The sequence below is a fragment of the Pseudomonas fluorescens genome, from assembly GCF_902497775.2.
Lineage (GTDB): Bacteria > Pseudomonadota > Gammaproteobacteria > Pseudomonadales > Pseudomonadaceae > Aquipseudomonas > Aquipseudomonas putida_F.
Genome location: NZ_OZ024668.1, coordinates 1780141 through 1803862, shown reverse-complemented (window position 1 = coordinate 1803862; position 23722 = coordinate 1780141). Strand labels below are relative to the sequence as shown.

21 protein-coding genes are annotated in these 23722 nt (G+C 61.9%); 11 read left to right on the top strand and 10 right to left on the bottom strand.

Annotation, left to right across the window (positions count from 1 at the left end):
* Positions 1-3 precede the first annotated feature (3 nt).
* A complete protein-coding gene (locus tag F8N82_RS08375; protein ID WP_038994802.1) occupies positions 4-888 on the bottom strand; it encodes a pirin family protein in 885 nt (294 codons plus the stop codon).
* Between the two features lie 95 nt (positions 889-983).
* On the opposite strand from F8N82_RS08375, the gene F8N82_RS08370 reads away from it, so the two are divergent.
* On the top strand, positions 984-1892 hold the full coding sequence (locus F8N82_RS08370) for a LysR family transcriptional regulator (protein ID WP_095162858.1): 909 nt from the start codon (positions 984-986) through the stop codon (positions 1890-1892).
* 22 nt (positions 1893-1914) lie between these two features.
* Here F8N82_RS08370 and F8N82_RS08365 read toward each other — a convergent pair whose 3' ends face one another.
* Positions 1915-2535 carry a TetR/AcrR family transcriptional regulator gene (locus F8N82_RS08365; RefSeq protein ID WP_038994800.1) on the bottom strand — a complete coding sequence of 207 codons (621 nt, stop codon included), beginning with the start codon at positions 2533-2535 and terminating at the stop codon, positions 1915-1917.
* Positions 2536-2694: 159 nt separating this feature from the next.
* Here F8N82_RS08365 and dkgB point away from each other — a divergent pair, with 159 nt between their 5' ends.
* Positions 2695-3498: a 2,5-didehydrogluconate reductase DkgB gene (gene dkgB / locus F8N82_RS08360; protein ID WP_038994799.1), complete on the top strand. Its 804-nt coding sequence runs from the start codon at positions 2695-2697 to the stop codon at positions 3496-3498.
* Here dkgB and F8N82_RS08355 read toward each other — a convergent pair.
* From F8N82_RS08355 to F8N82_RS08345, 3 genes are all read right to left on the bottom strand, one after another.
* Positions 3495-3737, bottom strand: a complete 243-nt coding sequence (locus F8N82_RS08355) for a DUF2790 domain-containing protein (RefSeq protein ID WP_038994798.1) — start codon at positions 3735-3737, stop codon at positions 3495-3497. The genes dkgB and F8N82_RS08355 overlap by 4 nt on opposite strands.
* A gap of 352 nt (positions 3738-4089) precedes the next feature.
* Positions 4090-4998, bottom strand: coding sequence for a carbohydrate kinase family protein (locus F8N82_RS08350; protein ID WP_038999293.1), 909 nt, complete (start codon positions 4996-4998; stop codon positions 4090-4092).
* A gap of 133 nt (positions 4999-5131) precedes the next feature.
* Positions 5132-6700, bottom strand: coding sequence for a carbohydrate porin (locus tag F8N82_RS08345; RefSeq protein WP_038994797.1), 1569 nt, complete (start codon positions 6698-6700; stop codon positions 5132-5134).
* A 168-nt stretch (positions 6701-6868) separates the two neighbouring features.
* Between F8N82_RS08345 and F8N82_RS08340 the strand changes: the two genes are divergently transcribed.
* The 7 genes from F8N82_RS08340 to F8N82_RS08310 all read left to right on the top strand — a co-directional run bounded on the left by F8N82_RS08340 (position 6869) and on the right by F8N82_RS08310 (position 14353).
* Positions 6869-8143: an ABC transporter substrate-binding protein gene (locus F8N82_RS08340; RefSeq protein WP_038994796.1), complete on the top strand. Its 1275-nt coding sequence runs from the start codon at positions 6869-6871 to the stop codon at positions 8141-8143.
* Positions 8144-8164: 21 nt separating this feature from the next.
* The gene (locus F8N82_RS08335; protein WP_038994795.1) at positions 8165-9127 is read left to right on the top strand and encodes a carbohydrate ABC transporter permease; all 963 of its coding nucleotides are present in this window, start codon (positions 8165-8167) and stop codon (positions 9125-9127) included.
* The gene (locus tag F8N82_RS08330; RefSeq protein ID WP_038994793.1) at positions 9124-9966 is read left to right on the top strand and encodes a carbohydrate ABC transporter permease; all 843 of its coding nucleotides are present in this window, start codon (positions 9124-9126) and stop codon (positions 9964-9966) included. The genes F8N82_RS08335 and F8N82_RS08330 overlap by 4 nt, the downstream gene beginning before the upstream one ends.
* A gap of 27 nt (positions 9967-9993) precedes the next feature.
* Complete coding sequence (locus tag F8N82_RS08325) at positions 9994-11139, top strand: ABC transporter ATP-binding protein (RefSeq protein ID WP_038994791.1); 1146 nt, start codon at positions 9994-9996, stop codon at positions 11137-11139.
* A 29-nt stretch (positions 11140-11168) separates the two neighbouring features.
* Positions 11169-12638: a glycoside hydrolase family 32 protein gene (locus F8N82_RS08320; protein WP_080764843.1), complete on the top strand. Its 1470-nt coding sequence runs from the start codon at positions 11169-11171 to the stop codon at positions 12636-12638.
* Between the two features lie 75 nt (positions 12639-12713).
* A complete protein-coding gene (locus F8N82_RS08315; protein WP_038994788.1) occupies positions 12714-13706 on the top strand; it encodes a LacI family DNA-binding transcriptional regulator in 993 nt (330 codons plus the stop codon).
* Positions 13707-13915: 209 nt separating this feature from the next.
* Positions 13916-14353 carry a carboxymuconolactone decarboxylase family protein gene (locus F8N82_RS08310; protein WP_038994787.1) on the top strand — a complete coding sequence of 146 codons (438 nt, stop codon included), beginning with the start codon at positions 13916-13918 and terminating at the stop codon, positions 14351-14353.
* Here F8N82_RS08310 and F8N82_RS08305 read toward each other — a convergent pair whose 3' ends face one another.
* The 3 genes from F8N82_RS08305 to F8N82_RS08295 form a co-directional block, all read right to left on the bottom strand.
* Positions 14354-15784 (bottom strand): short-chain fatty acid transporter, encoded by a 1431-nt coding sequence (locus tag F8N82_RS08305; RefSeq protein WP_038994786.1) that lies wholly within the window; start codon positions 15782-15784, stop codon positions 14354-14356. It lies immediately after the preceding gene.
* A 118-nt stretch (positions 15785-15902) separates the two neighbouring features.
* Positions 15903-16559 carry a CoA transferase subunit B gene (locus F8N82_RS08300; protein WP_038994785.1) on the bottom strand — a complete coding sequence of 219 codons (657 nt, stop codon included), beginning with the start codon at positions 16557-16559 and terminating at the stop codon, positions 15903-15905.
* A gap of 33 nt (positions 16560-16592) precedes the next feature.
* Positions 16593-17291 carry a CoA transferase subunit A gene (locus F8N82_RS08295; RefSeq protein ID WP_038994784.1) on the bottom strand — a complete coding sequence of 233 codons (699 nt, stop codon included), beginning with the start codon at positions 17289-17291 and terminating at the stop codon, positions 16593-16595.
* Between the two features lie 137 nt (positions 17292-17428).
* Between F8N82_RS08295 and F8N82_RS08290 the strand changes: the two genes are divergently transcribed.
* Complete coding sequence (locus tag F8N82_RS08290; protein WP_038994783.1) at positions 17429-18334, top strand: LysR family transcriptional regulator; 906 nt, start codon at positions 17429-17431, stop codon at positions 18332-18334.
* A complete protein-coding gene (locus tag F8N82_RS08285; RefSeq protein ID WP_080764719.1) occupies positions 18322-19149 on the top strand; it encodes an aldo/keto reductase in 828 nt (275 codons plus the stop codon). Before F8N82_RS08290 ends, F8N82_RS08285 begins: the two co-directional genes overlap by 13 nt.
* 77 nt (positions 19150-19226) lie before the next feature.
* On the opposite strand, the gene F8N82_RS08280 is transcribed toward F8N82_RS08285, so the two are convergent.
* Both F8N82_RS08280 and F8N82_RS08275 read right to left on the bottom strand, forming a co-directional pair.
* The gene (locus tag F8N82_RS08280) at positions 19227-22331 is read right to left on the bottom strand and encodes an error-prone DNA polymerase (RefSeq protein WP_218231868.1); all 3105 of its coding nucleotides are present in this window, start codon (positions 22329-22331) and stop codon (positions 19227-19229) included.
* The gene (locus F8N82_RS08275) at positions 22307-23722 is read right to left on the bottom strand and encodes a Y-family DNA polymerase (RefSeq protein WP_038994782.1); all 1416 of its coding nucleotides are present in this window, start codon (positions 23720-23722) and stop codon (positions 22307-22309) included. Before F8N82_RS08275 ends, F8N82_RS08280 begins: the two co-directional genes overlap by 25 nt.

The window sequence follows — 23722 nt, the reverse complement described above, 5'->3', positions numbered from 1 at the left end:
GTTCTAGTGACGCGGACCGCTGGGCCCATTCATCTGGCCGAAGCGCCCGGCACGAAAGTCGTCAAAGGCTTCGGCGATTTCGGCGTCGCTGTTCATCACGAACGGGCCGTAACCGACAATCGGCTCGTCCAGCGGCTCGCCACTGAGCAGCAGCACCGAGACATCGCTTTGCGCTTCAAGCAGCAGCTCGTCGCCGGCGCGGTCGAACAGCACCAGTTGCGCGGCGCCAACCTGACGCTCGCCGTTGACCAGCAACTGGCCGCGCAACACCACCAGCGCGGTGCTGCGCCCGGCAGCGCTGGGCAGGCGCACCGGCGCGCCGGCCTTGAGCTGCAGGTCCCAGACATCCATGGGCGAAAAGGTCTGCGCCGGGCCCTGGTGGCCGCGGAACGCGCCGGCAATTACCCGCAGGCTGCCGGCACCGTTGCCCAACGGCACCACCGGGATGTCGGTGCTGAGCAGGGTCTGGTAACCGGCCGGCGCCGATTTGTCTTTGGCCGGCAGGTTGACCCACAGCTGGACCATTTCCAGGGTGCCGCCCTTGGCAGCGAACGCTGGCGAGTGGAACTCTTCATGGAGAATCCCGCCGGCCGCGGTCATCCACTGCACATCGCCCGGGCCGATCAGGCCGCCAGCGCCCGTGGAGTCGCGGTGTTCCAGTTCGCCCTGGTAGACAATGGTCACGGTTTCGAAACCGCGATGAGGGTGCTGGCCAACCCCGCGACGCGCCGTGGTCGGGGCGAAGTCGTGGGGGCCGGCATAGTCCAGCAGCAGAAACGGGCTGATGTGCTGGGCCAGGTTGTCGTAGGTAAACAGGCTACGGACCGGGAAGCCATCACCCACCCAGTGTGGGTTTGGGCTGCTGTAGACGCCTTGGATCTTTTTCATGAGATGCCTCCTCTCGTGTATGGATATACCTTACGAGCGCAACGACATCGGCGGTAGATCGGTTAAACTGCCTTCAGCGTTCCATTTGGAGAACACTGGTGGAAGACCTCAACGACCTTTACTACTTCGCCCAGGTAGTCGATCACGGCGGCTTTGCCCCGGCCGGCCGCGCCCTGGACATGCCTAAATCCAAGCTCAGCCGGCGCATCGCCGGGCTCGAGGAGCGTCTGGGGGTGCGCCTGATCCAGCGCTCGACCCGGCACTTCTCGGTGACCGAAATTGGCCAGGCCTATTACCGCCATTGCGTGGCCATGCTGGTGGAGGCCGAAGGCGCCGCCGAACTGATCGAGCGCAACCGCGCCGAACCCCAAGGCATCGTGCGTTTGAGTTGCCCGACGGCGCTGCTGGATTTCTGGGTGGGGGCGATGCTGACCCGCTTCATGGTCCAGTGCCCGCTGGTGCAACTGCATATCGAAAGCACCAACCGCCAGGTCGACCTGATCCAGGAAGGCATCGACATCGCCCTGCGCGTACGGGTGCCGCCGCTGGAAAGCAGCGACCTGGTGATGAAGGTACTGGCGCGCAGCACCCAGTACCTGGTGGCGGCACCGTCCCTGCTGGAGCGCTTGCCACAGCGTCCGGTGCCGGCGGACCTGAGCACCCTGCCCAGCCTGCACTGGGGTTACCCGCAGCGCGATTACCACTGGCACCTGCTCGGCCCCGACGGCGCCCGCGCCAGCCTGCGCCACAACCCGCGGCTGGTCACCGATGACCTGATTGTTTTGCGCCAGGCGGCGGTGGCGGGCGTGGGGGCGGTACATCTGCCGCTGGTGGTAATTCGCGAAGAGCTCAATGCCGGACGGTTGGTGCAAGCCACGCCGAACTGGGCGCCAGAGTGCGGCGTGGTGCACGCGGTGTTCGCTTCGCGGCGCGGGTTGCTGCCGTCGGTGCGCAGCTTGCTGGACTTTCTCGCGGCGCAGTTCGAGGCCAGTGACATAGCCTGACTGCGCCGAGCCCGCGATGCTTTCAGGGCTCCAGACCAATTCCGCGTAAAATCACACTGGTTACCGTCTGCACCGCCCGCTCGAACTGCAGCTCCGACAGCGGCTGGTGATCGTTGAGCAGGCCCACCTGGTGGCTGAAGTCGGCGTAGTGCTGGGTGGAGGCCCAGATCATGTAGAGCAGGCCCGACGGTTCCACCGGCAGGATTCGCCCATCGTCGATCCACTGGCGGATCTTCGCCTCTTTCATCTTGGCCCAGTCGTACAGCGGATCGTCCAGCGCCGCACCGAGGTTCGGCGCACCATGGATGATCTCGTTGGCCCAGACCTTGGAGCCATGGGGCCGGGTCCGCGAATGGTTCATCTTGGCGCGGATATAACTGCTCAAGACGATGCGCGGATCGTCATACAGCTCAAAGCACAAGGCATCCTGCTTCCACACATCGAGCAGGCCGAACAACACCGCCTGGTACAGCTCGGCCTTGGTGCTGAAGTAATAGTGCACGTTGCTGCGCGGCAGTTGCGCAGCCTCGGCAATGTCGGCCATGGCCGTGCCGGCGAAGCCTTTTTCAGCGAAGACCTTTTCCGCCGCCAGAAGGATGTTGTCAACGTTGCGTTGACGAATGCTGAGCTTGTGCTGGGCCATGGGCGAATCCGTTGCGACTGACCCTGCAAGGCTACCACTGCCGGGACATTCGTGCGCTGCAAGCAAAAAGCTTGTGCCGCAACGGGCATTTTTCTGCGCGCGCACAGTCGCAATACTGCACGTCTTGTTTATCAACGTCCGCACTGGAGGAACCCGCTCATGACTATTCCCGCCCTCGGCCTTGGCACCTTCCGCCTCAAGGATCAGGTGGTGATCGATTCGGTGGCCACCGCCCTGCAACTCGGTTACCGCGCCATCGACACCGCGCAGATCTACGGCAACGAAGCCGAAGTCGGCCAGGCCGTGGCCACCAGTGGCATCCCGCGTGGCGAGCTGTTCATCACCAGCAAGATCTGGACCGACAACCTGGCCGCCGACAAGCTGATCCCCAGCCTCAAGGACAGCCTGAGCAAGTTGCGCAGCGACTACCTGGACCTGACCCTGATCCACTGGCCGTCGCCCAAGGGCGCGGTCGCCGTCAGCGAGTTCATGGGCGCCCTGGCCGAGGCGCAACAACAGGGCCTGACCCGGCAGATCGGCGTGTCCAACTTCACCATCGAGCTGCTGCGCCAGGCCATCGATGTCGTCGGCAAAGACGCCATCGCCACCAACCAGATCGAGCTGCACCCGTACCTGCAGAACCGCAAGCTGGTGGACTTCATGCACAGCCAGGGCATTGCCGTGACCTCGTACATGACCCTGGGCTACGGCAAGGTCCTGCAAGACCCGGTGATCCAGCAGATTGCCGCGCAGCACAACGCCACCCCGGCGCAGGTGACCCTGGCCTGGGCCATGCAGCTGGGCTATGCGGTGATCCCGTCCTCGACCCGGCGCGAGAACCTGGCCGGTAACCTCAAGGCCCGCGAACTCAAGCTCAGCGATGACGACATGGGCAAGATCGCCGCCCTCGACAGCGGCCTGCGCCTGACCAGCCCCGAGAGCCTGGCACCAGCCTGGGACTAACCGCGGTCAGTGCAGACCTGGGCCAGTTTCAGGTACTGCAGGTTGTGTTGCTGGCCAGCGGAGTCGACGTAGACCATGCTGGCCAGCACCACATCGCAGGTATCGCTTGCCGGTTCGCTCAACTGCAGCACCCGGGCCACATCCAGGGGCATGCCGTAGTGGTAGACCGGGGCCGGTGTGGCGGCCTGGGCCGTCGCCGCCAGCAACAGGCTCAGACCCAGCAGATAACCCAGGCTCATGGTAGTTCTCCTGTGCACGCAAGCGGTTCGCCGCGGTACCGGCGAACCTCGACCTATTGAGTGTGGCGCGCGGCGGACAAAGGCGTTGCGCCAGGGGATCAACGGCGCCGAATCAGGTAACCTGAGCGGCAGACCAACGCCTGCGGATGCCCCCCCGTCATGGAACGCCATATCAGCCTGCAAGGCCGCAAGGGCTTGGCCGAGCAGCTTTACCAGCAGCTGCGCGGAATGGGTACCGACCGTGGGCTACATTGAGCGCCTCGTGTACTACGTGAACGCGATCCAGAGCAATGGAACGGTACTGACTCTGCTATTGAATCTGGCCGCCCGCTTGCAGCGTCGGCAACCAGGGTCAGATATGCATTAGCAACTTCAGTAAACCTTCTACATCAGCCAGTGCCGGAGCATGGGCTCCGGCATGACGGCACGATATGGACGCGCAAGCCGCCGAAAATCGCAGGCGCTCGTTCAAGTCTGCGATCCCCAGCATCTGCGCAGCCAGCCAACCGGCCATACAAGCGTCTCCTGCTCCCACCGTGTCTTCCACTTCCACGGCAATAGCTGGCTGTTCGAGCTGGCTGTCCGGGGTGAGGAGAATCATCCCGTGTTCCCCTCGGGTAAAAAGGATGTGTGCCTGAGAATTCAGGGCACGCAGCTCATCCATTGCCTGGTATTCGGTCAGCCCTGGATAAATGTGCCGGAGGTCTTCGTCGGAAAGCTTGATCATGTCAGCAAGGGTGGTCATCGTAGTGAAGGTCTGCTCCCGATAATGGCGATCCATTAACGTGCGCCAATTGGGATCATAGCTAATCCGTTTACCGGCTCCCTTGGCCTCCTGAGCAATTTGAACCAGCCTGTCTGCGAGTGGTTGTCGAGCCAAACTGATGCAACTGAAGTGACACAGCTCTGCTTGGTTGATCCATCCTTCGGGCATCTGATCTGGATCAAAAAAAAGATCGGCATCCCCTGCAAAAAAGTAACGTGGAGGACGGCTCGATAGAACAATCGCGACCAAAGGATCTCGATCTACCCGTTGGATGAAATTCATATCTAGCCCTGCAGCTTTCGACTGCGAGACTATCTCGTCGCCCAGTGAGTCTTTGCTCACTGCCCCAGCAAACGCGCTGCTAACCCCCAAGCGACTTAGTGCTCGTGCAACGTTCCAAGGAGCACCACCTGGGTAGCCCTTCCACTGTCCAGGGGGGCCTTGGACAAGGTCCGTCAGGGCTTCGCCAAATACGACTGCGCGAGGCAATACCATCGTCATTTCCTCAGTTCTTTATCGTAGGGATAACTGCAGGCTGATCAGCTTTGACCGGTAAACAATGACTCAATACACAGGGTGAAGAGCCCGGTTCGATGCGTGAAGGCGTGGTGGCCGACGCGTTCAAATATTAAAACCAGGTTTCCATCTGAATACCGTATTGCCATACACCTCCGGCGTTGAAGTCCGTCTTGCCGAAGTTGTCTGTGGCGCTGTATCTGTCCAGATCCGAAGACCAGTTCATGAGACTTGCGAAGACTCGCAATTCGGGACGTGTGAGAAGGTCTCCAACGTCAGGTTTGAATGTCGGGGCAACCGTGAATTTCCAGAAGTTACCGTCGACCGCATTACGTTGCCTATAGCCCTTGGGATCGAGGTCCATGGTTTGCCAGCTTATTTCGTAGGCCATCTCGAAATTGCTGTTGATTTCATTGGCCAAGCGCACGTTCAGGGTCATCCAACGGTAGTCGTCACCCTTGACGTACCTGTCCTTGCTTTGTTCGGCCAGCACGCTGGGACCGATGCGCCAGCCAGGTGCAATGGGTGTCTCACCGTAAAGCGCCAGACGCAAGGCGCGGGCATCGTCGATCAGTTCGCCATCCGAGCCGATATTCTTGACCTCTGCCCCCAGACCTTGCCCATAGAGCAGTGCCGTTTTGAAGAAGCCTTCCCTGCCGAGAAAGTTTTTCTGGTGATTGGCCAGCATGCTGTGCAAGCCTGAATCCGCAGGCGTCAGGCCCGCTTCATTGCTGCGGGTGCCAATGTCGTTTTTCTTTGAGCCCATGGCATTGAACATCCACTGCCACTGACCATTATCAAAGAACTGGTTAGAGGTCAGGATGTAGCTTTCCACATCGGCGTTGATACCGCCTTCACTGAAATCCCCGTAGTTACGCCCGATCAAGGAATAATTCGAGCGCCAATTGTTGTTCATCTGCATATCGTAGATTCCCCCCCCGGTGCCCGCCAGATAGACGACGTCCGAGTCCAGCCAGTGGATGTCGAAGTTATCCCTGTCGAATCGCTTGCCTGCCCACAGGGTGGCGTTCTCAAACACTGAATTACCCTTGAATGCAGCGAGATGGTCGAGCTCTGCAAATACCTGACGCACGTTCAGGTTACTTTCATCGGCCGTCCAGTCGTTGGAGCTTTCCACTCCATCGGCGATGGAAACCGTGAATTTGGAACGGGTGCCGTTTTGCGCATAGGCTTCTTTCGAGAGGTCTATGCGCATGTAGGTGTCGTCTTCGTTACCGAGTCGCCCGACGGCCCCGCCGACCGAACCGGCAGGGGTTGTATAAGGGCCACCACGACCACCGCCAAGTCCATCGTTGATCAGCAGCCCGGAACGGGCGTAGCCCTTGAAGCTGAAGCCGTCAGTAAGATGTCCGCTGCTGCCCTGCTTCTCCATGCTTTGCTGACGGGCTTCCAATGTTGCCAGCCGGGCATCCAAAGTGGGCGCCGCAATCGCTGTCGAAGTCGAAGTCGACGCAGGCGGCAAGGTGGGAGTTGCAAGTTTGAGCTGCTGCAGTTCCCTGGCGAGTGCTTGGGTCTGCTGTTCGGCTGCGGCTGCACGCTTTTCCGCTGCACTGGTACGAGCTTCAAACGCGGCCATGCGTTCTTCCAGAGTCGCGGCCTCAGAGGTCGCAGCCGATGTGCCGAGCACACCTGCAAATAGCCAGCTTGATGCTTTGCGCATGTGGGTTTCCTAATCTTGTTTTTATTGTTTGCTCCTGCGGCCAGCCCTTTCTTCGTACGTCTCGAATTGTCGATATTGACGAAAAAAAGGATGCCTCATCGCAAATACGCTGCTACATTTGGCAGTGTTAACGTTAACTTTTCTAAAAACAAAAATAAAGGGTACTCAATGAAACAGCTGAAATCTCTGCTTCCAGCAGCACTCATTACCCTCTGCGCCGGACTGCCATCCGCCTCGATCGCAGCAGATTTGACAATTTCGTGCGGTGCGGTGGGTGCGGAGTTAGCACTCTGCAACGAGGCTGTCCAGGCATGGTCGAAACAGACCGGCAATAACGTCGAGGTGGTTTCCACGCCTAACTCGGCGACCGAGAGGCTGTCGTTCTACCAACAGATCCTCAGTGCGCAGTCCACCGATATCGACATCATCCAAATCGATATGGTGTGGCCGGGGATGCTGGCCAAACACCTGATGGATCTGCGCGAGGTGCTTCCTGCCAACGCTACCCAGGGCTACTTCCAGGCACAGGTGGATAACGCCACGGTGAACGGGCGGCTGGTGACGATGCCATGGTTCACCGACTCGGGCCTGCTGTATTACCGCAAGGACTTGCTCGAGAAGTACAACCAGCAGGTTCCCCAGACCTGGGAGGAAATGACCGCTACCGCCAGAAATATTCAACAGGCCGAGCGCACTGCTGGGAACGCCAATGCCTGGGGCTACATCTTTCAGGGACGCGCCTACGAGGGCCTGACGTGTAACGCGCTGGAGTGGATCAGCAGCCAGCCGGAAGGCGGACTGGTCAACCCACGCGGTGACATCGTGGTCAACACTCAGGCCTCAAGAGCGGCTTTGACTCTGGCGAAAAGCTGGGTGGGAGACATCTCACCGCGAGGCGTACTCAACTACACCGAGGAAGAAGGACGTGGCGTATTCCAATCGGGAAATGCGTTATTCATGCGTAACTGGCCTTATGCCTGGGCCTTGGTACAAAGCCCGGACAGTGCCGTAAAAGACAAGGTCGGGGTCGCCCCCCTGCCCCGTGGCGGCATAGCCGGAACCCATGCCTCCACCCTCGGTGGGTGGGGCCTGGCAGTATCGCGTTACAGCGCCCATCCAAAACTTGCCGCAGAGTTAGTGAGCTACTTGAGCAGTGCCCAGCAGCAGAAACATCGTGCTCTGGTCGGCGCCTATAACCCGGTTATCGAGTCGCTGTATCAAGATCCCGACCTGCTCGCGGCAATGCCTTATTACAGTCAGTTGCATAGCATTCTCAAGGATGGGGTGATGCGCCCCGCCTCAATAACCGCCGATCGCTATCCACGGGTCTCCAATGCGTTCTTCGATCGAGTGCATGGCGTGCTGGCGGGCGAGCAGCCTGTCGATCAGGCGCTGAGCGAACTGGAAAGTGAGCTCACTCGCATCAAACGTCGGAGCTGGTAAGCCACAAGGAAGGAAATCGCCATGCCTGTCTCTACTACCCATGCCCCCCGTGAGCAGGTCCTGCTCACTCGGGAAACGCCTGTACAGCGCCGCCAAGTACGCGCCGCCTGGCTGTTTCTGACACCGATGTTGCTGTGTCTGGCTCTGGTGGCGGCCTGGCCGCTACTGCGCACATTCTGGTTCAGTCTGACTGACGCCAACCTGGCGGATACCAGTGATGGATCCTTCGTAGGCTTGAGCAATTATCTGTTCTACAACGGTTCCAACTGGTCGGGTGTCCTGGTCGATCCTCAATGGTGGAACGCTGTACGCAACACGTTGCATTTCACCGTGGTGTCGGTGGGACTGGAAGTCGTCCTGGGGTTACTGGTGGCGTTGCTGTTGAACATCAAGTTCACCGGCCGTTCCTTGGTGCGTGCGCTGATTCTGATTCCCTGGGCGATTCCTACGATTGTCTCGGCGAAGATCTGGTCATGGATGCTCAACGACCAGTTCGGCATCATCAATCACATGATGCTGAGCGTCGGCCTGATTGACGCGCCTCTGGCCTGGACGGCAGACGCGGATCTGTCGATGTGGGCGGTCATCATCGTCGACGTCTGGAAGACCGTACCTTTTGTCACGCTACTGATGCTGGCTGCCTTGCAGATGCTGCCAAGCGATTGTTACGAAGCCGCTAGGGTCGACGGCATTCATCCGCTGAAAGTGTTCTGGCGCGTCACGCTTCCACTGTTGATGCCTGCCTTGTTGGTGGCGGCGATCTTCCGCATCCTCGATTCCTTGCGGGTATTCGACGTCATCTATGTGCTGACCTCGAATTCTTCGAGCACTATGAGCATGTCGGTCTATGCCCGGCAACACCTGGTGGAGTTCCAGGATGTTGGCTATGGCAGCGCGGCCTCGACTCTGCTGTTTCTGGTCGTTGCGGTAATCGCCATGCTTTATCTCTACCTCGGACGCCGTCAAATGGAGGTTCGGTCATGAGCCTGCGCCTACTCAAAAAAACGCTGTTACGTCTCGGGTTCTGGTGTCTGATCGGGGTTTTGCTGCTGTATGCGGTCTTCCCTTTCTACTACGCCATCGTGACTTCGCTAAAGCCGTCTGGTGCCTTGTTCAAGGTGAGCTACTGGATCGAAAGCCCCGACTTCTCCAATTACGCGGCGGTACTCCACCAAGCCTCATTCCTGCGAGCGATCGGTAACTCGCTGGTGGTTGCGCTTTGCGTGGTGACCCTGGCGCTGTTCCTCAGTGTGACCGCCGCCTATGCCTTGGGAAGGGTGAAATTCCGTGGGCGTGGCACGGTATTGATGATGGTTCTCGGCGTGTCGATGTTTCCCCATGTTGCCGTACTGTCGGGGCTGTTCGAAGTGATCCGCGCCCTGGGCCTGTACAACACATCGTGGGCATTGATCCTGAGCTACACGATTTTCACCCTGCCGTTCACCGTCTGGGTACTGACCACATTCATGGGCCAACTGCCGCATGAACTGGAAGAAGCGGCAATCATGGATGGCGCTTCGCCCTGGGTAACGCTTACCCGGGTGCTGTTGCCGCTGCTAGGGCCTGCACTGATCACCACTGGTTTGTTGGCGTTTATTGCAGCGTGGAACGAGTTCCTGTTTGCCTTGACCTTCACCCTCACCGACACGCAACGCACGGTGCCGGTCGCCATCGCCTTGATTTCCGGCGGTAGCCCCCATGAGCTGCCGTGGGGGCTGTTGATGACCGCATCGGTGCTGGTCACCGTCCCTCTGGTGATTCTGGTGCTGATCTTCCAGCGCCGAATCGTATCCGGTCTCACTGCCGGCGCGTTAAAGGGTTGATGCCCAACAAGTACAAGGAACAGCATCGTGATCAAATTGAAACTAGACAACGTGAACAAACAACTGGGCGGCATGCAGATACTTCGCGACGTCAACCTGGAGATCGCTGCGGGCGAATTCGTAGTGTTCGTTGGCCCTTCGGGCTGCGGAAAGTCGACCCTGCTGCGACTGATCGCCGGACTGGATTCGACCTGTGGCGGCGACCTGCTGATCGACGGGCAACGGGTCAACGACCTGGAACCGCGTGAGCGTGGCGTCGGCATGGTGTTTCAGTCTTATGCGCTGTATCCGCACATGAGCGTCTACGACAACATCAGCTTTGGCCTCAAACTGGCCAAGACCGAAAAAAGCACCCTGCGCGAACGCGTGCTGAAAACAGCGCAGATCCTTCAATTGGACAAATTGCTGCAACGCAAACCAAAGGAACTGTCTGGAGGACAGCGTCAGCGTGTAGCCATGGGCAGAGCCATGGCACGGGAGCCGGACATTTTGTTGTTCGATGAACCCCTCTCCAATCTGGATGCATCCTTGCGGGTGCAGATGCGCAACGAGATCGCCCGGCTGCATGATCGACTGGGCTCGACGATGATCTACGTCACCCACGATCAAGTGGAAGCGATGACCCTGGCCGACAAAATTGTTGTGCTCAATGGCGGTCAAGTAGAGCAGGTCGGCTCACCGCGCGAGCTCTATGAGCGCCCAGCAAGCCGCTTTGTCGCCGGTTTTCTCGGTTCGCCCAAAATGAACTTCCTGGCGGTGCGTCTGCATGCCTGCGGCGAAAGCAGCCAGGTCGATACCCCCTTTTTGGGTATAAGTTCCCTGCCCTTCGACAGCTCGAACCTGGCGGCAGGCACGCTGCTGAGCATGGGGGTTCGCCCGGAGCACATTTCGCTCAAAGCGGCTGAGGGAGCCGTCGGCATCGTCGTGACCGGGGTCGAATACCTGGGCAGCGAAACGTATGTGCACCTCGAAGCGGGTCAGGACGAGCCACTGATCTGTCGTTGTGAGGTCAACGCCGGATGGCAGGCGGGCGATCGGGTCGAACTGCAGCTGGACATCGACAATCTGCACCTGTTCGACGCCGACGGCACAGCCTTGGAGCGCCACCCACAAGCCATTGAAAACCTGCCGAATGATATCTCTCTGCGCTCCGTCCGAGCTCACGCCCTATGACCTTGTCCTCGAACAATGTGAGCGATCCAATGTCTTCTTCCCTTGACCTTGCGCAGCGAGCACTGAGTGACGGCCTGTCTCGCGTCATCCAGGATTATCGACCCGGTTATCATATCGCCCCCCCGGCGGGCTGGATGAACGACCCTAACGGGGTGGTGTACTTTCGTGGCGAATATCATGTTTTCTATCAACACTACCCCTTCGAAGCGAAATGGGGCCCGATGTATTGGGGGCATGCCAAGAGTGCCGATCTCGTCCATTGGCAACATCTGCCCATTGCGCTGGCACCCGGCGATGACTTCGACCGCGATGGTTGTTTTTCCGGTAGCGCGGTGGTGTGTGGAGATACCCTGGCACTGATCTACACCGGGCACACCTGGCTGGGGGAAGTGGGTGACGAACGCTCGATCCGTCAAGTCCAGTGCCTGGCCACCAGTATCGACGGCATCCGGTTCGTCAAGCAGGGCGCAGTCATCGAGACCGCGCCGCACGACACGATAATGCACTTTCGTGACCCCAAGGTATGGAAAGAGGATGACTATTGGTACCTCATTGCCGGCGCACGTCTGGGCGATAGGCCGCTGCTCCCGCTGTACCGTTCCACGGATCTGCACGTCTGGGAGTTCCTTAATTATGTGTCTGGTGGCACGGAGGGCGATGGCTATATGTGGGAGTGCCCGGATCTGTTCCGACTGAACGGATCCGATGTGCTGCTGTACTCCCCTCAAGGCATGACACCCCAAGGTTACGAACGGCTCAACAAGTACCAGACTGGTTACCGAGTGGGTCGACTCGACAACGAATGGCACTTCACTGGCGGGCCTTTTATCGAGCTTGATAACGGCCACGATTTCTATGCGGCGCAAACGCTATTGACCGCCGATGGTCGGCGCCTTGTGTGGGGGTGGCTCGACATGTGGGAAAGCCCTATGCCAAGCCAGCCCCATCACTGGTGCGGCATGCTCGGATTGCCACGCGAACTTGAATTGTGCGCAGATCGCCTTTGTGTGTATCCGGCACGGGAGCTCACCGCTCTGCGCAAGACGCCATTGCCGAGTACGCCGTGGTGGGAGACGTCGGGAACCCGGTGGGTGCCGCACGTGAACGGCGATACGCTCGAAATCCATGTGCACTTGGATTTGCTCGGCTGTACCGACGGCCACTTGGGAATCGCCTTGCGCTGCAGCGACGATGGCGATGAACAAACCCTGCTCTACTACGATGCGGCGCTGCAGCGTTTGGTGCTGGATCGCAGCCGATCGGGTGCGCAAGTCACCGGTCATCGCAGCGTGTCGATAGACCCGCAACAAAAGTTACTGGCACTGCGTGTGTTCCTCGATCGCTCGTCCATTGAGGTGTTCGACGAAAACGGGCGCTTCAGCCTCAGCAGTCGAATCTACCCACAGCCCGATAGTCAGGGGGTGAAGCTTCTTGCAAGCGGGTCTGGCGGGCGTGTCTCGATTCCCAGGGCATGGCCTCTCGCCTCGGGATGGCTATGAGCAGCGTCATTCTAGTCGTGAAAAACGCGGGCCATGTGTCATGATCCTGCGTCAACCTGACCGGTTTCACCTCGCATGACTTCAGTAAAAGACGTTGCACAGCTGGCCGGCGTGTCCCTGATGACGGTTTCTAGAGCGCTCAACAATCCGGAAAAATTGAGCCCCGAAACCTATCAGCGGGTACGTCGCGCCATTGATGAACTGCAATTCGTACCGAGCCTGTCGGCGCGCAAGATTCGCGGCGACAACCTCCAGACACGAACCATCGGTGTATTCGCGCTGGACACTGCGACCACACCGTTCGCCGTCGAGCTGCTGTTGTCCATTGAACAGACCGCGCAGAAAGCCGGCTGGAATGTCTTTATTCTCAACCTGCTAAGCAACCCGCCCACTGACCAGAATATCGACCTGATGCTATCGCACCGTCCCGACGGGTTGATCTTCAGCGCCATGGGGTTGCGCCAGGTGTGCATTCCCGAGCGATTGAAGAGCAAACCCCTGGTACTCGCCAATTGCCTGGCTGATGATAGTCAGCTGGTCAGTTATGTGCCAGACGACGAAAAGGGGCAGTATCGAGCCGTACATCACGCGTTGAACCACGGCTATAAGCGCCCTCTGTGTATCAATTTGCCAAAACAGAGTCTAGCCTGGGGTCTGCGACAAAAAGGCATGGAGCGTGCCTGCCAGGCATTCGGACTGGCTCCTGACGCGCTCCTGCAATACGACCTTTCCGATCATGACGCCTATGGTGAAACCGCAGCCATCCTCGACCGGCACATCATTGATGGTCGCCCCCAATTCGACATTCTGATCTGTGGCAACGACCGTATTGCCTTTTGTGCCTATCAGCTATTGTTGGGCCGTGGCCTGAAGATTCCCGACGATGTCGCTGTGCTCGGCTACGACAACATGATCGGTATCGCTGAGTTGTTCATTCCGCCGCTGACCACGGTGCAACTGCCATACTACGAGATCGGTCGTAAGGCTGCCCGGCACCTGATCGAGACCCTTGAGGTATCGGGAGCTCAGCCAGTTGATTGTCCATTGGTGGTCAGGGCATCACTATAAGAATTAGTTAATTTGTCCGACGCGTGCACGAGGTCTATGCCGCGCGTCGCGAACGCATTCTGGCGCCCTTCCATGCCCGGGTGCCGGTGCGCCAGGCCCTGGGCTGATTGGCCTCCTGACAAACGACCAAATTGGCTATTCGAGCTCGCCGGGCCTTACGGTAAGGTAGCGCCATCGCCGCCTGTCGTGGACCTTACCGGAGAGCAACAATGAGCAATCGTATCGAATGGGCCAAACACTCGCCTGAGGCCTACAAGGCCATGGTCGGCCTGGAAATGGCCCTGGGCAAGTCGGGGCTGGAGAACTCGCTGCTGGAGCTGGTGCGCCTGCGCGCCTCGCAAATCAACGGCTGCGCCTACTGCGTCAACCTGCACGCCAACGATGCGCGCAAAAGCGGTGAAAGCGAAGCACGCCTGCAGACCTTGAGCGTGTGGGATGAAACCGAATTCTTCAGCCCGCGTGAGCGCGCCGCCCTGGCCTGGGTCGAAAGCCTGACCCGCCTGCCCGACCAGCGCGCCCCGGAGCACCAGTACCGCGCCCTGCTCGAGCACTTCAGCGAAGCCGAAGTGGTCAACCTGACCCTGGCCATTGCCACCATCAACGCCTGGAACCGCTTTGGCGTCGGTTTTGCGATGATTCCAAGCTGATCAGCCCGCCGGTGTCGGCATCACCGGCGGGGTGTATTGCAAGGTGGTGCCAAGAATCCACAGCAGGAACAGTACCAGCGGCACGTGCACCAGCAACTGCACGAACGAGAAGCCGATCAGGTCGCGCGCCTTGAGCCCCAGCACGCCCAGCAGCGGCAGCATGTAGAACGGGTTGATCAGGTTTGGCAGCGCCTCGGCGGCGTTGTAGATCTGCACCGCCCAGCCCAGGTGATACTGCAGGTCATTGGCTACCAGCATCACGTAGGGTGCTTCGATGATCCACTTGCCGCCGCCCGAGGGGATGAAGAAGCCCAGCACCGCCGAGTACACGCCCATCAGCAAGGCATAGGTGTCATGGGTGGCAATCTGCACGAAGAAGGTCGAGATGTGGTGCGCCAGGCTTTGCGCATCGGCACCCTGGACCTGGGTCAGAATCGCCGCGATCGAGCCGTACAGCGGGAACTGGATCAGCACCCCGGTAGTGGTCGGCACCGCACGGGCCACCGCATCGAGGAAGCTTCGCGGACGCCAGTGCAGCAAGGCACCGGCCATGATGAACAGCAGGTTGTAGGTGTTCAGCCCGGAGATCGCGGTGATCGCAGGCTTGGTCGAGAACTCGTTGTACAGCCAGCCAGCCGCCAGCGCCACCAGCAGCAGGATCAGGATCGGGCTGTATTCCAGCCACTCGCCCGGGCGGGTGCGCTGGGGGGTTGGCGGTGCCGAGAAGCTGGGGTCAACGCCACAGGCTTCGGCGCTGCGGGCGCTGCCTGGGCCGGGCGCAGTGGCATAGGCCACGACCAGCGAAACCACCACCAGCGCTGCGAGCATCACCCCCGACTGCCAGAGGAAGATGGTCTCGGTGAACGGGATCACCCCGGTGATCGCCAGAATCGACGGCGGCAGGCTGGCCGGGTTGGCCTGCAACTGCGCCGCCGAAGACGACAGGCCCAGGGCCCACACCGCGCCCAGGCCCAGGTAAGCGGCGGCACCGGCGGCGCGGTAGTCCATTTTCAGGTCGGTACGCCGCGCCAGGGCGCGCACCAGCAAACCACCAAACACCAGCGACAGGCCCCAGTTGAGCAACGAGGCGACCATCGAGATCAGCGCCACCCAGCACACCGCCGAGCGGCCATTGCTGGGGATACGCGCCAGGCGGTCGATCAGCTTGACCGCAGGTGGGGAACTTGCCACCACATAACCGCCGATGACCACGAACGCCATCTGCATGGTGAAGGGGATCAGGCTCCAGAAACCGTCACCGAACGCCTTGGCGGTGTCGGTGGGCTTGCCGCCCATGGCGATGGCTGCGACCGACACCAGTACCACGGCCAGGGCGGCGAACACCCAGGAATCAGGGAACCAGCGTTCGGCCCAGTTCGAGCAACGCAGGGCAAAACGGGCGGAGCGGCTGTCTTGGATATCAGCGGCCACGGGATCTTCCTTTTATTGGTTTTATAGGAACGGCACAAGGCCCCATCGCGGGGCAAGCCCGCTCCTACAGGTATTTGTGGGAGCGGGCTTGCCCCGCGATGGGGCCCGAAAGGATGACTCAGAACGTCATTTCTTTAACATCATCCGCCACGATCAGCTTGCCAGCGGTCTTCTCGATGATCTCTTCAACGCTCACCCCCGGCGCCGTCTCGCGCAGGATGAACGCGCCGTTTTCGATCTCAAGGTATGCCAGGTCGGTGAGCACCTTGCGGATACACCCGGCACCGGTCAACGGCAGGCTGCAACGCGGCAGCAGCTTGGACTCGCCGTCCTTCGAGGCGTGGGTCATGGTGACGATGATGTTGTCGGCACCGGCCACCAGGTCCATCGCCCCGCCCATGCCCTTGACCAGCTTGCCGGGGATCATCCACGAGGCGATGTTGCCTTCCACGTCCACTTCAAAGGCGCCGAGCACGGTGAGGTCGACGTGACCGCCGCGGATCATCGCGAAGGATTCGGCCGAGTTGAAGATCGAGGCGCCGGTGCGGGCGGTGACGGTCTGTTTGCCGGCGTTGATCATGTCGGCGTCCAACTGCGCTTCGGTGGGGAATTCCCCCATGCCCAGCAGGCCGTTTTCCGATTGCAGCATCACGTCCATATCGGCCGGGACGTAGTTGGCCACCAGGGTCGGGATGCCGATGCCGAGGTTGACGTAGTAGCCGTCCTTGAGTTCGCGGGCTACACGTTGTGCCATTTGTTCGCGGGTAAGTGCCATGCTCAGGTTCTCTATTGTTGTTCTGCGGTCGGGTCAGGCTTTGACGGTGCGTTTTTCGATACGCTTCTCGAACGTGCCGACGATGACCCGGTCGACATAGATGCCCGGGGTATGGATCTCGGTTGGCAGCAGCACACCCGGCTCGACGATCTCTTCGACCTCGACCACAGTGATCTTGCCGGCGGTGGCGGCCAGCGGGTTGAAGTTCTGCGCGGTGTTGCGGTACACCACGTTGCCGTAGTGGTCGGCCTTCCAGCCCTTGACGATGGCGAAGTCGCCGGTGATGGACTCTTCGAGGATGTACTTGCGGCCGTTGAACTCACGCACTTCCTTGCCTTCGGCGACCGGGGTGCCGTAGCCGGTGGCGGTGAAGAACGCCGGGATGCCAGCGCCGCCGGCGCGCATCTTCTCGGCCAGGGTACCTTGCGGGGTGAGTTCCACTTCCAGTTCGCCGCTGAGCAGCTGGCGCTCGAACTCGGCGTTCTCGCCCACGTAGGAGGCGACCATCTTGCGGATCTGGTGCTCTTCGAGCAGTACGCCCAGACCAAAGCCGTCGACGCCGCAGTTGTTGGACACCACGGTCAGGCCCTTGACGCCACGGCGCTTGATTTCGGCGATGAGGTTTTCCGGGATGCCGCACAGGCCGAAACCACCGGCCAGTACCGTCATGTTGTCGGTCAGGCCTTCAAGGGCCTGTTCATAGGTTGCTACGCGCTTGTCCAGTCCGGCCATGCTGATCCGCCTTTTGTAGTTGTTGATCCGACAGGGGTGTCGGCGAGCGTTTCAAGCATCTTCACCCCTGAGCACTTATTTGTTAATTTTGTTTTTATGATCGATTGATTAATTTTTCAAAAGAATAGCCTAGCCCGATGAACGTCAAACAGCTACGCGCCTTCGTCACCGTCGCCAAATACCAGAGCTTTGCCCAGGCTGGCGAACACTTGCACCTGTCGCAGCCGGCCCTGAGCCTGACCATCAAGGCCCTGGAGGACAACCTCGGCGGCGCCCTGCTCAGCCGCACCACCCGCAGCGTCAGCCTGACGCCTGAGGGCGAAGTGCTGCTGCCCTTGGCCCGGCAACTGCTGGCCGACTGGGACAACACCGAAGAACTGCTGCGCCAGCGCTTTACCCTGCAGCTGGGACGAGTATCGATCGCCGCCATGCCGGCCTTTGCCGGCAACCTGCTGCCGGCGGCGCTGAAGGTATTTCGCCAGCGCTACCCGCGGGTCAACGTCACCGTGCACGACGTGATCAACGAACAGGTGCTGGAACTGGTCCGCCACCGGCGCGTCGAACTGGGCATCGGTTTCGAACCTGAAGCCAGCGAGCCGCTGTGCTTCAAGCCGCTGTACCTGGACCGCTTCGTCGCCGTGGTGCCGGCCGACTCACCGTTGGCGCAACAGCCGCAGGTGAGCTGGCGCGAACTGCTGGCCGAAGACTTCATCGCCCTGCAACGCCCCTCGGCGGTGCGCCTGCTGCTGGAGCAACACCTGGCCGCCGAACACGGCAAGCTGGCGGTGGCCTTCGAAAGCCATCAGCTGTCGACCATCGGCCGCATGGTTGCCAACGGCCTGGGCGTGAGCGCCGTGCCGGCCCTGTGCATCGGCCAGATGCAGGAACTGGGCGCACGTTGCGTGCCGCTGGTAGCGCCGAGTATAGAGCGGCGTATTGGCGTGACCCTGCTGGCCGACCATAAACTCTCGGCAGCGGCCCAGGCGCTGCTCGACGTATTGCTTGAACATATCCGCCCACAGGAGGTGACATGCGTACCGTGAAACTTGCCGAACACAACGTCCCGGCCATTGGCCAGGGCACCTGGTACATGGGCGAAGACCCAGGCCGGCAGCACGCTGAAGTTGCCGCCTTGCAGCACGGTATCGAGCTGGGCCTGAGCCTGATCGATACCGCCGAAATGTACGCCGAAGGCGGCGCGGAAAAAGTCGTCGGCAAGGCCATTGCCGGGCATCGCGAGCAGGTGTTCCTGGTCAGCAAGGTGTACCCGCACAACGCCAGCCTCAAGGGCATCCCGGCGGCATGCGAGCGCAGCTTGCAACGCCTGGGCACCGAGCACATCGACCTCTACCTGCTGCACTGGCGTGGCCAGTACCCGCTGGCGGAGACGGTTGAAGCCTTCGAGCGCTTGCGTGCCGAGGGCAAGATCGGCCGTTGGGGCGTGTCCAACTTCGATGTCGATGACCTGCGCGAGCTGTATCAGCTGAGCGGCGATTGCGCGGTCAACCAGGTGCTGTACAACCCGTCCCAGCGCGGCATCGAATACGACCTGCTGCCCTGGAGCCACAAGCGCCAACTACCGACCATGGCCTACTGCCCGCTGGCCCAGGCCGGACGCTTGCTCATGCACCCGACCCTGGCCGAGATTGCCGAGCGCCATGGCGCGACACCGGCGCAGGTGAGCCTGGCCTGGGTGATTCGCCAGGACGGGGTGATCGCCATTCCCAAGGCGGTGGACCTTGAGCATGTGCGCCTGAATGCGGCGGCGGCCAACCTGGTGCTCAGCAGTGAAGACTTGCGCGCGATCGACCGGGTCTTTGCGCCGCCGACGCGCAAGCAGCATTTGTCCATGGTTTGACCTTTCAACCTGTAGGAGCGGGCTTGCCCGCGATGGGCCTCTTCGCGGGGCAAGCCCGCTCCTACACGTGATGCTTTTCAGTGGAAATCCCGACTGCGCACATCCAGCCCCTGCAACAGCGGGCTCAAATCCTCCAGGCGCTGGGCAATCAGGTGGCGCACCCCGCTCTCGCACTCCAGTTTTCCAGTCACCCGCATCAGTTGCGCGCCCACCAGCACCCGCCGTTGACGCTCGGCCAGATCACGCCAGACCACCACGTTGACGTTGCCGAACTCGTCTTCAAGGGTAACGAAGGTCACCCCGCTGGCCGTCCCTGGCCGTTGCCGCCCGGTCACCAGCCCCGCCACGCTGACCCGATCGTTGTGTTCAGCCTGCTCCAGCGCCTGCGAACTGCGGCAACCCAGGGCATTGAGGCGGCGGCGCAGCAAGGTCAGCGGATGCGGGCCGAGGGTGGTGCCGACACTGGCATAGTCGGCAAACATGTCCTCGCTCAACGATGGCTGCGGTAAATCCACCGGCGCTTCCAGCGGGGCCTCGATACCCGCGAACAACGGCAGCTGCGCCTGCACCGCGGCCACGCTCCAGCGCGCCCGATAGCGGTCGCGGGCCAAACCGCGCAAGGCCCCGGCATCGGCCAGCAGCTCACGGGCGCGGGCATCCAGTTGCGCCCGCAGGCACAGGTCAGGAACATCGCGCCAGCCGCGCTCGCCCCGCGCCTGTTCGATCCTCTGGGCGTCCTGCTGACGAAAGCCGCGCACCTGGCGCAGGCCCAGGCGAAGGGCCAACGCCTGCCCTGCCCCCGACTCCAGGCTGCAATCCCAGTCGCTGTGGCAGACATCCACCGGGCGTATCTCGATGCGGTGACGGCGGGCGTCCTGGAGAATCTGGTCGGGGCTGTAGAAACCCATGGGCCAGCTGTTGATCAGCGCGCAGGCAAAGATCGCCGGCTCATGACACTTGAGCCAGCAACTGGCGTAGGTCAGCAAGGCGAAGCTGGCGGCGTGGGACTCGGGGAAGCCATAGCTGCCAAAGCCCTTGATCTGCTCGAAGATGCGTTCGGCAAATTCTGCGCTGTAACCGTTGTCGAGCATGCCCTGGGTCAGTCGTTCGCGGTGCGGCTCCAGGCCGCCGTGGCGCTTCCAGGCGGCCATGGCCCGGCGCAACTGGTCCGCCTCGCCCGCCGAATAGCCGCCGGCAACCATCGCCAGCTCCATCACCTGCTCCTGGAACAACGGCACGCCCAGGGTGCGCTCGAAGACCTGCTTCAGCGCCTCGGACGGATAGCTCACCGGCTCAAGCCCCTGACGCCTGCGCAGGTACGGGTGAACCATATCGCCCTGGATCGGCCCGGGGCGGACGATAGCCACCTCGATCACCAGGTCGTAGAAGTTCTTCGGCTTGAGCCGCGGCAGCATGGCCATCTGCGCCCGCGACTCGATCTGGAACACACCGACGGTGTCGGCGCGGCCGATCATCTCGTAGGTCGCCGTGCAGTCCGCCGGGATGCTCGCCAGGGTCAGCACGCGGCCACGGTGGCGATATAGCAGGTCGAAACAGCGGCGCAAGGCGCTGAGCATGCCCAGGGCGAGGATATCGACCTTGAGCAGGCCGACCAGGTCGAGGTCGTCCTTGTCCCACTGGATCACCGTGCGATCTGCCATGGCGGCGTTTTCCACCGGCACCAGGCTGTCCAGCGGCTGCTCGGAAATCACGAAGCCGCCCGGGTGCTGGGACAGGTGGCGGGGAAACCCGATCAGCTCGCCGGTCAACGCCAGCACCCGGCGCAGCAACGGGCTGTCGGGATCGAAACCGGCTTCGCGCAGTTGCTCCGGTGGCGGCAGGCGGTCGCTCCAGCGCCCGCAGCAATCGGCCAGGGCGCTGATCTGCTGCGCTGGCAAACCCAGCACCCGGGCGATGTCGCGCAGCGCACCAGCGGCGTGATAGGTGCTGGCCACGGCGGTGAGCGCCGCGCGGTGGCGACCATAGCGGCGGAACACGTACTGCAGGACTTCTTCGCGGCGATCGTGTTCGAAGTCGACGTCGATGTCCGGCGGCTCGTCGCGCTCGCGGGACAAAAAGCGCTCGAACAGCAGGTGGCTTTTCATCGGGTCAAGCTCGGTGATGCCCAGCACATAACACACCACCGAATTGGCCGCCGAGCCGCGCCCCTGGCAGAGAATGCCCTGCCCGCGGGCAAAGTTGACGATGTCGTGGACAGTGAGAAAGTAGCTTTCGTAGTTGAGCTCGGCAATCAGTTCCAGCTCATGCTCCAGGGACTGCCGGGCCTTGTCACCGATGCCTTCGGGCCAACGCCAGCGCTGGCCCTGCGCGCACAGGTGACGCAACCAGGCGCTGGCCGTCTGGCCCTCGGGCACCAGTTCGCGGGGGTACTGGTAGCGCAACTGGCCCAGATCGAACTGACAACGCGCGGCAATGCGCAGGCTTTCTTCAAGCAATGCCGGCGGGTACAGCTCGGCCAGTTGCGTCAGCGGGCGCAGGTGCCGCTCGCCATTGGCAAACAGGCGCTGGCCGGCCTCGGCAACGCTGCAGTGATGGCGAATGGCAGTCATGCTGTCTTGCAGGGCGCGGCGGCCACGGGCATGCATGTGCACATCGCCACTGGCCACGGCAGGGATGTCGAGGGTTCTGGCCAGGCTCAGCAACTGTTGCAGGCGCCGTGGGTCATCCGGGCCGCGGTGCAGCTCGACTGCCAGCCACAACCGCTCGGCGAATACCTCGCGCAACCAGCGGCCGCTGGCCTGGTCCGCCTCGGCGCCGTCCGGCACCCACAACGCCAACAAGCCGTCCGGGAGCTTGGCGAAGTCTTCGCGCAGCAGTTGGTACTCACCCTTCTTCGCCCGTCGCCTAGCGACGGTGATGAGCTTGCACAGGTGTTGGTAACCCGTAAGGTTCTGCGCCAGCAGCACCAGCTTGGGGCCGTCGTGCAGACGCACTTCGCTGCCGACGATCAGCGCCAGTTGCGCCGCCTTGGCCGCCTGCCAGGCGCGGACGATCCCGGCCAGGGTGCACTCGTCGGTGATCGCCAGGGCCTGGTAGCCATGCTGGCGGGCGCGCTGGAACAACTCCTGGGCACTGGAGGCGCCGCGCTGGAAGCTGAAGTTGGACAGGCAATGCAACTCGGCATAACCCGGCGTGTTCATGCGAACCAGCCCTGCAGCCACAACCGGCCGTCTTCACCAAGGGTGCGGTAGGCCCAGCCATGCAAACCGCTGGCGGTACGCACCCGGTAGTAGTCACGGCGCACATCGCCGCCATCCCACCAACCGGACTCGATGCGCTCGGCGCCGGTCAACAGTTGCACGCCGATGCCGGGCAAGGCCTGGGGCTCGGCCAGCAGCCAGCCCGGGCGCGGCGCACTCGACACTGGCGGCGCCTGGCGCTGCCCATCACCCGCGAGCCAGGCGCACTCGGGGCGATGATCGGCCTGGGCCGCAAGACCACGCACCGCCTCGTCGCCCAGCCGTGCACGCAGGCGTTCGCGCAGTTGCTCCCAAGGCTGGTTCTGCTGCGGCCGCGGGTCGAACAGCTCGCTGCGTTGCGGCACAAACGCCGGCAGGTCTTCGGCCAGCAGGCGCAGGTTGCGCACCGGTGCGGCGATCTGCAGTTGCTCAAGACGGCCACGGGCCAGTTCGAACAGCATCGACGGATCGCGCTCGGCCGCCAGCAGGCCGACCGGCACGCAGGTGTCGGGCCCTTCGGCATGTTCCAGGTGCAGGGCAAAGCGCTGCACGCCGCTGTCGCGCCCGGCCAGGAAGGCGGCAAGGTCGTTGATCAGCCGGCGCAGGGGGAACAGCAAGGCCTGATGGGATTCGACATCGAAGTTCAGCTCCAGACGCGCATCGAAGCGGTCCGGCGGCAAATAGAATTCAAGGGCCATGGGCCGCCGCCCGAGCAGGCGGTCCAGGTGCAGTTGCACCGGCGCGGCAAAGCGTCGGGCCAGGGCGTCACGGGGCAAGGCCAGGACCTGGCCGAGCTGACGCAGGCCCATGCGGGCAAAGGCGTTGGCCGCCTCGGCAGGCAGGCCGACGCGGTCGATGGGCATCTGCTCCAGCGCCGCGCGGGTTTGCTGCGGGCACGCCAGGGCCAGGCCGTCGTGGACATTGGCCAGCATGCGCGTCGCCACCGGGTTGCTGGCCAGGACGATACGGTGACGAAAACCCAGCGCCTGCAGCTCAGCGCGCAGCCGTGCCTCGAAGGCCGGCCAGGGCCCGAACAGGCCGAGGCTGGACTCGACTTCGAGCAACAGCACCCGTGGGTAATGCAGGCTGACCTGGGAGCTGAAGCGATAGGCCCAGGCGGCCAGCAACTGCTGCAACTGCTCGATGGCCGCCGGGTCGTGCTCGACGCAGGTAAAACTGCCGGCCAGGGCCTGGGCAGTGGTCAGCGACTGCCCGGCGCGCAGGCCCAGAGCGGCCGCCGCCGGATTGACCGCCTGCAAAACCCGGCGCTGGGCTGGGCCGCTGAGCAGCACCAGCGGCGTGTCGCCGTCGTCGCGGGCGCGCAGCACCGCGTCGAGTGCCAGCTGCGGCAGCAGGATACAGGCCCAGAGCAT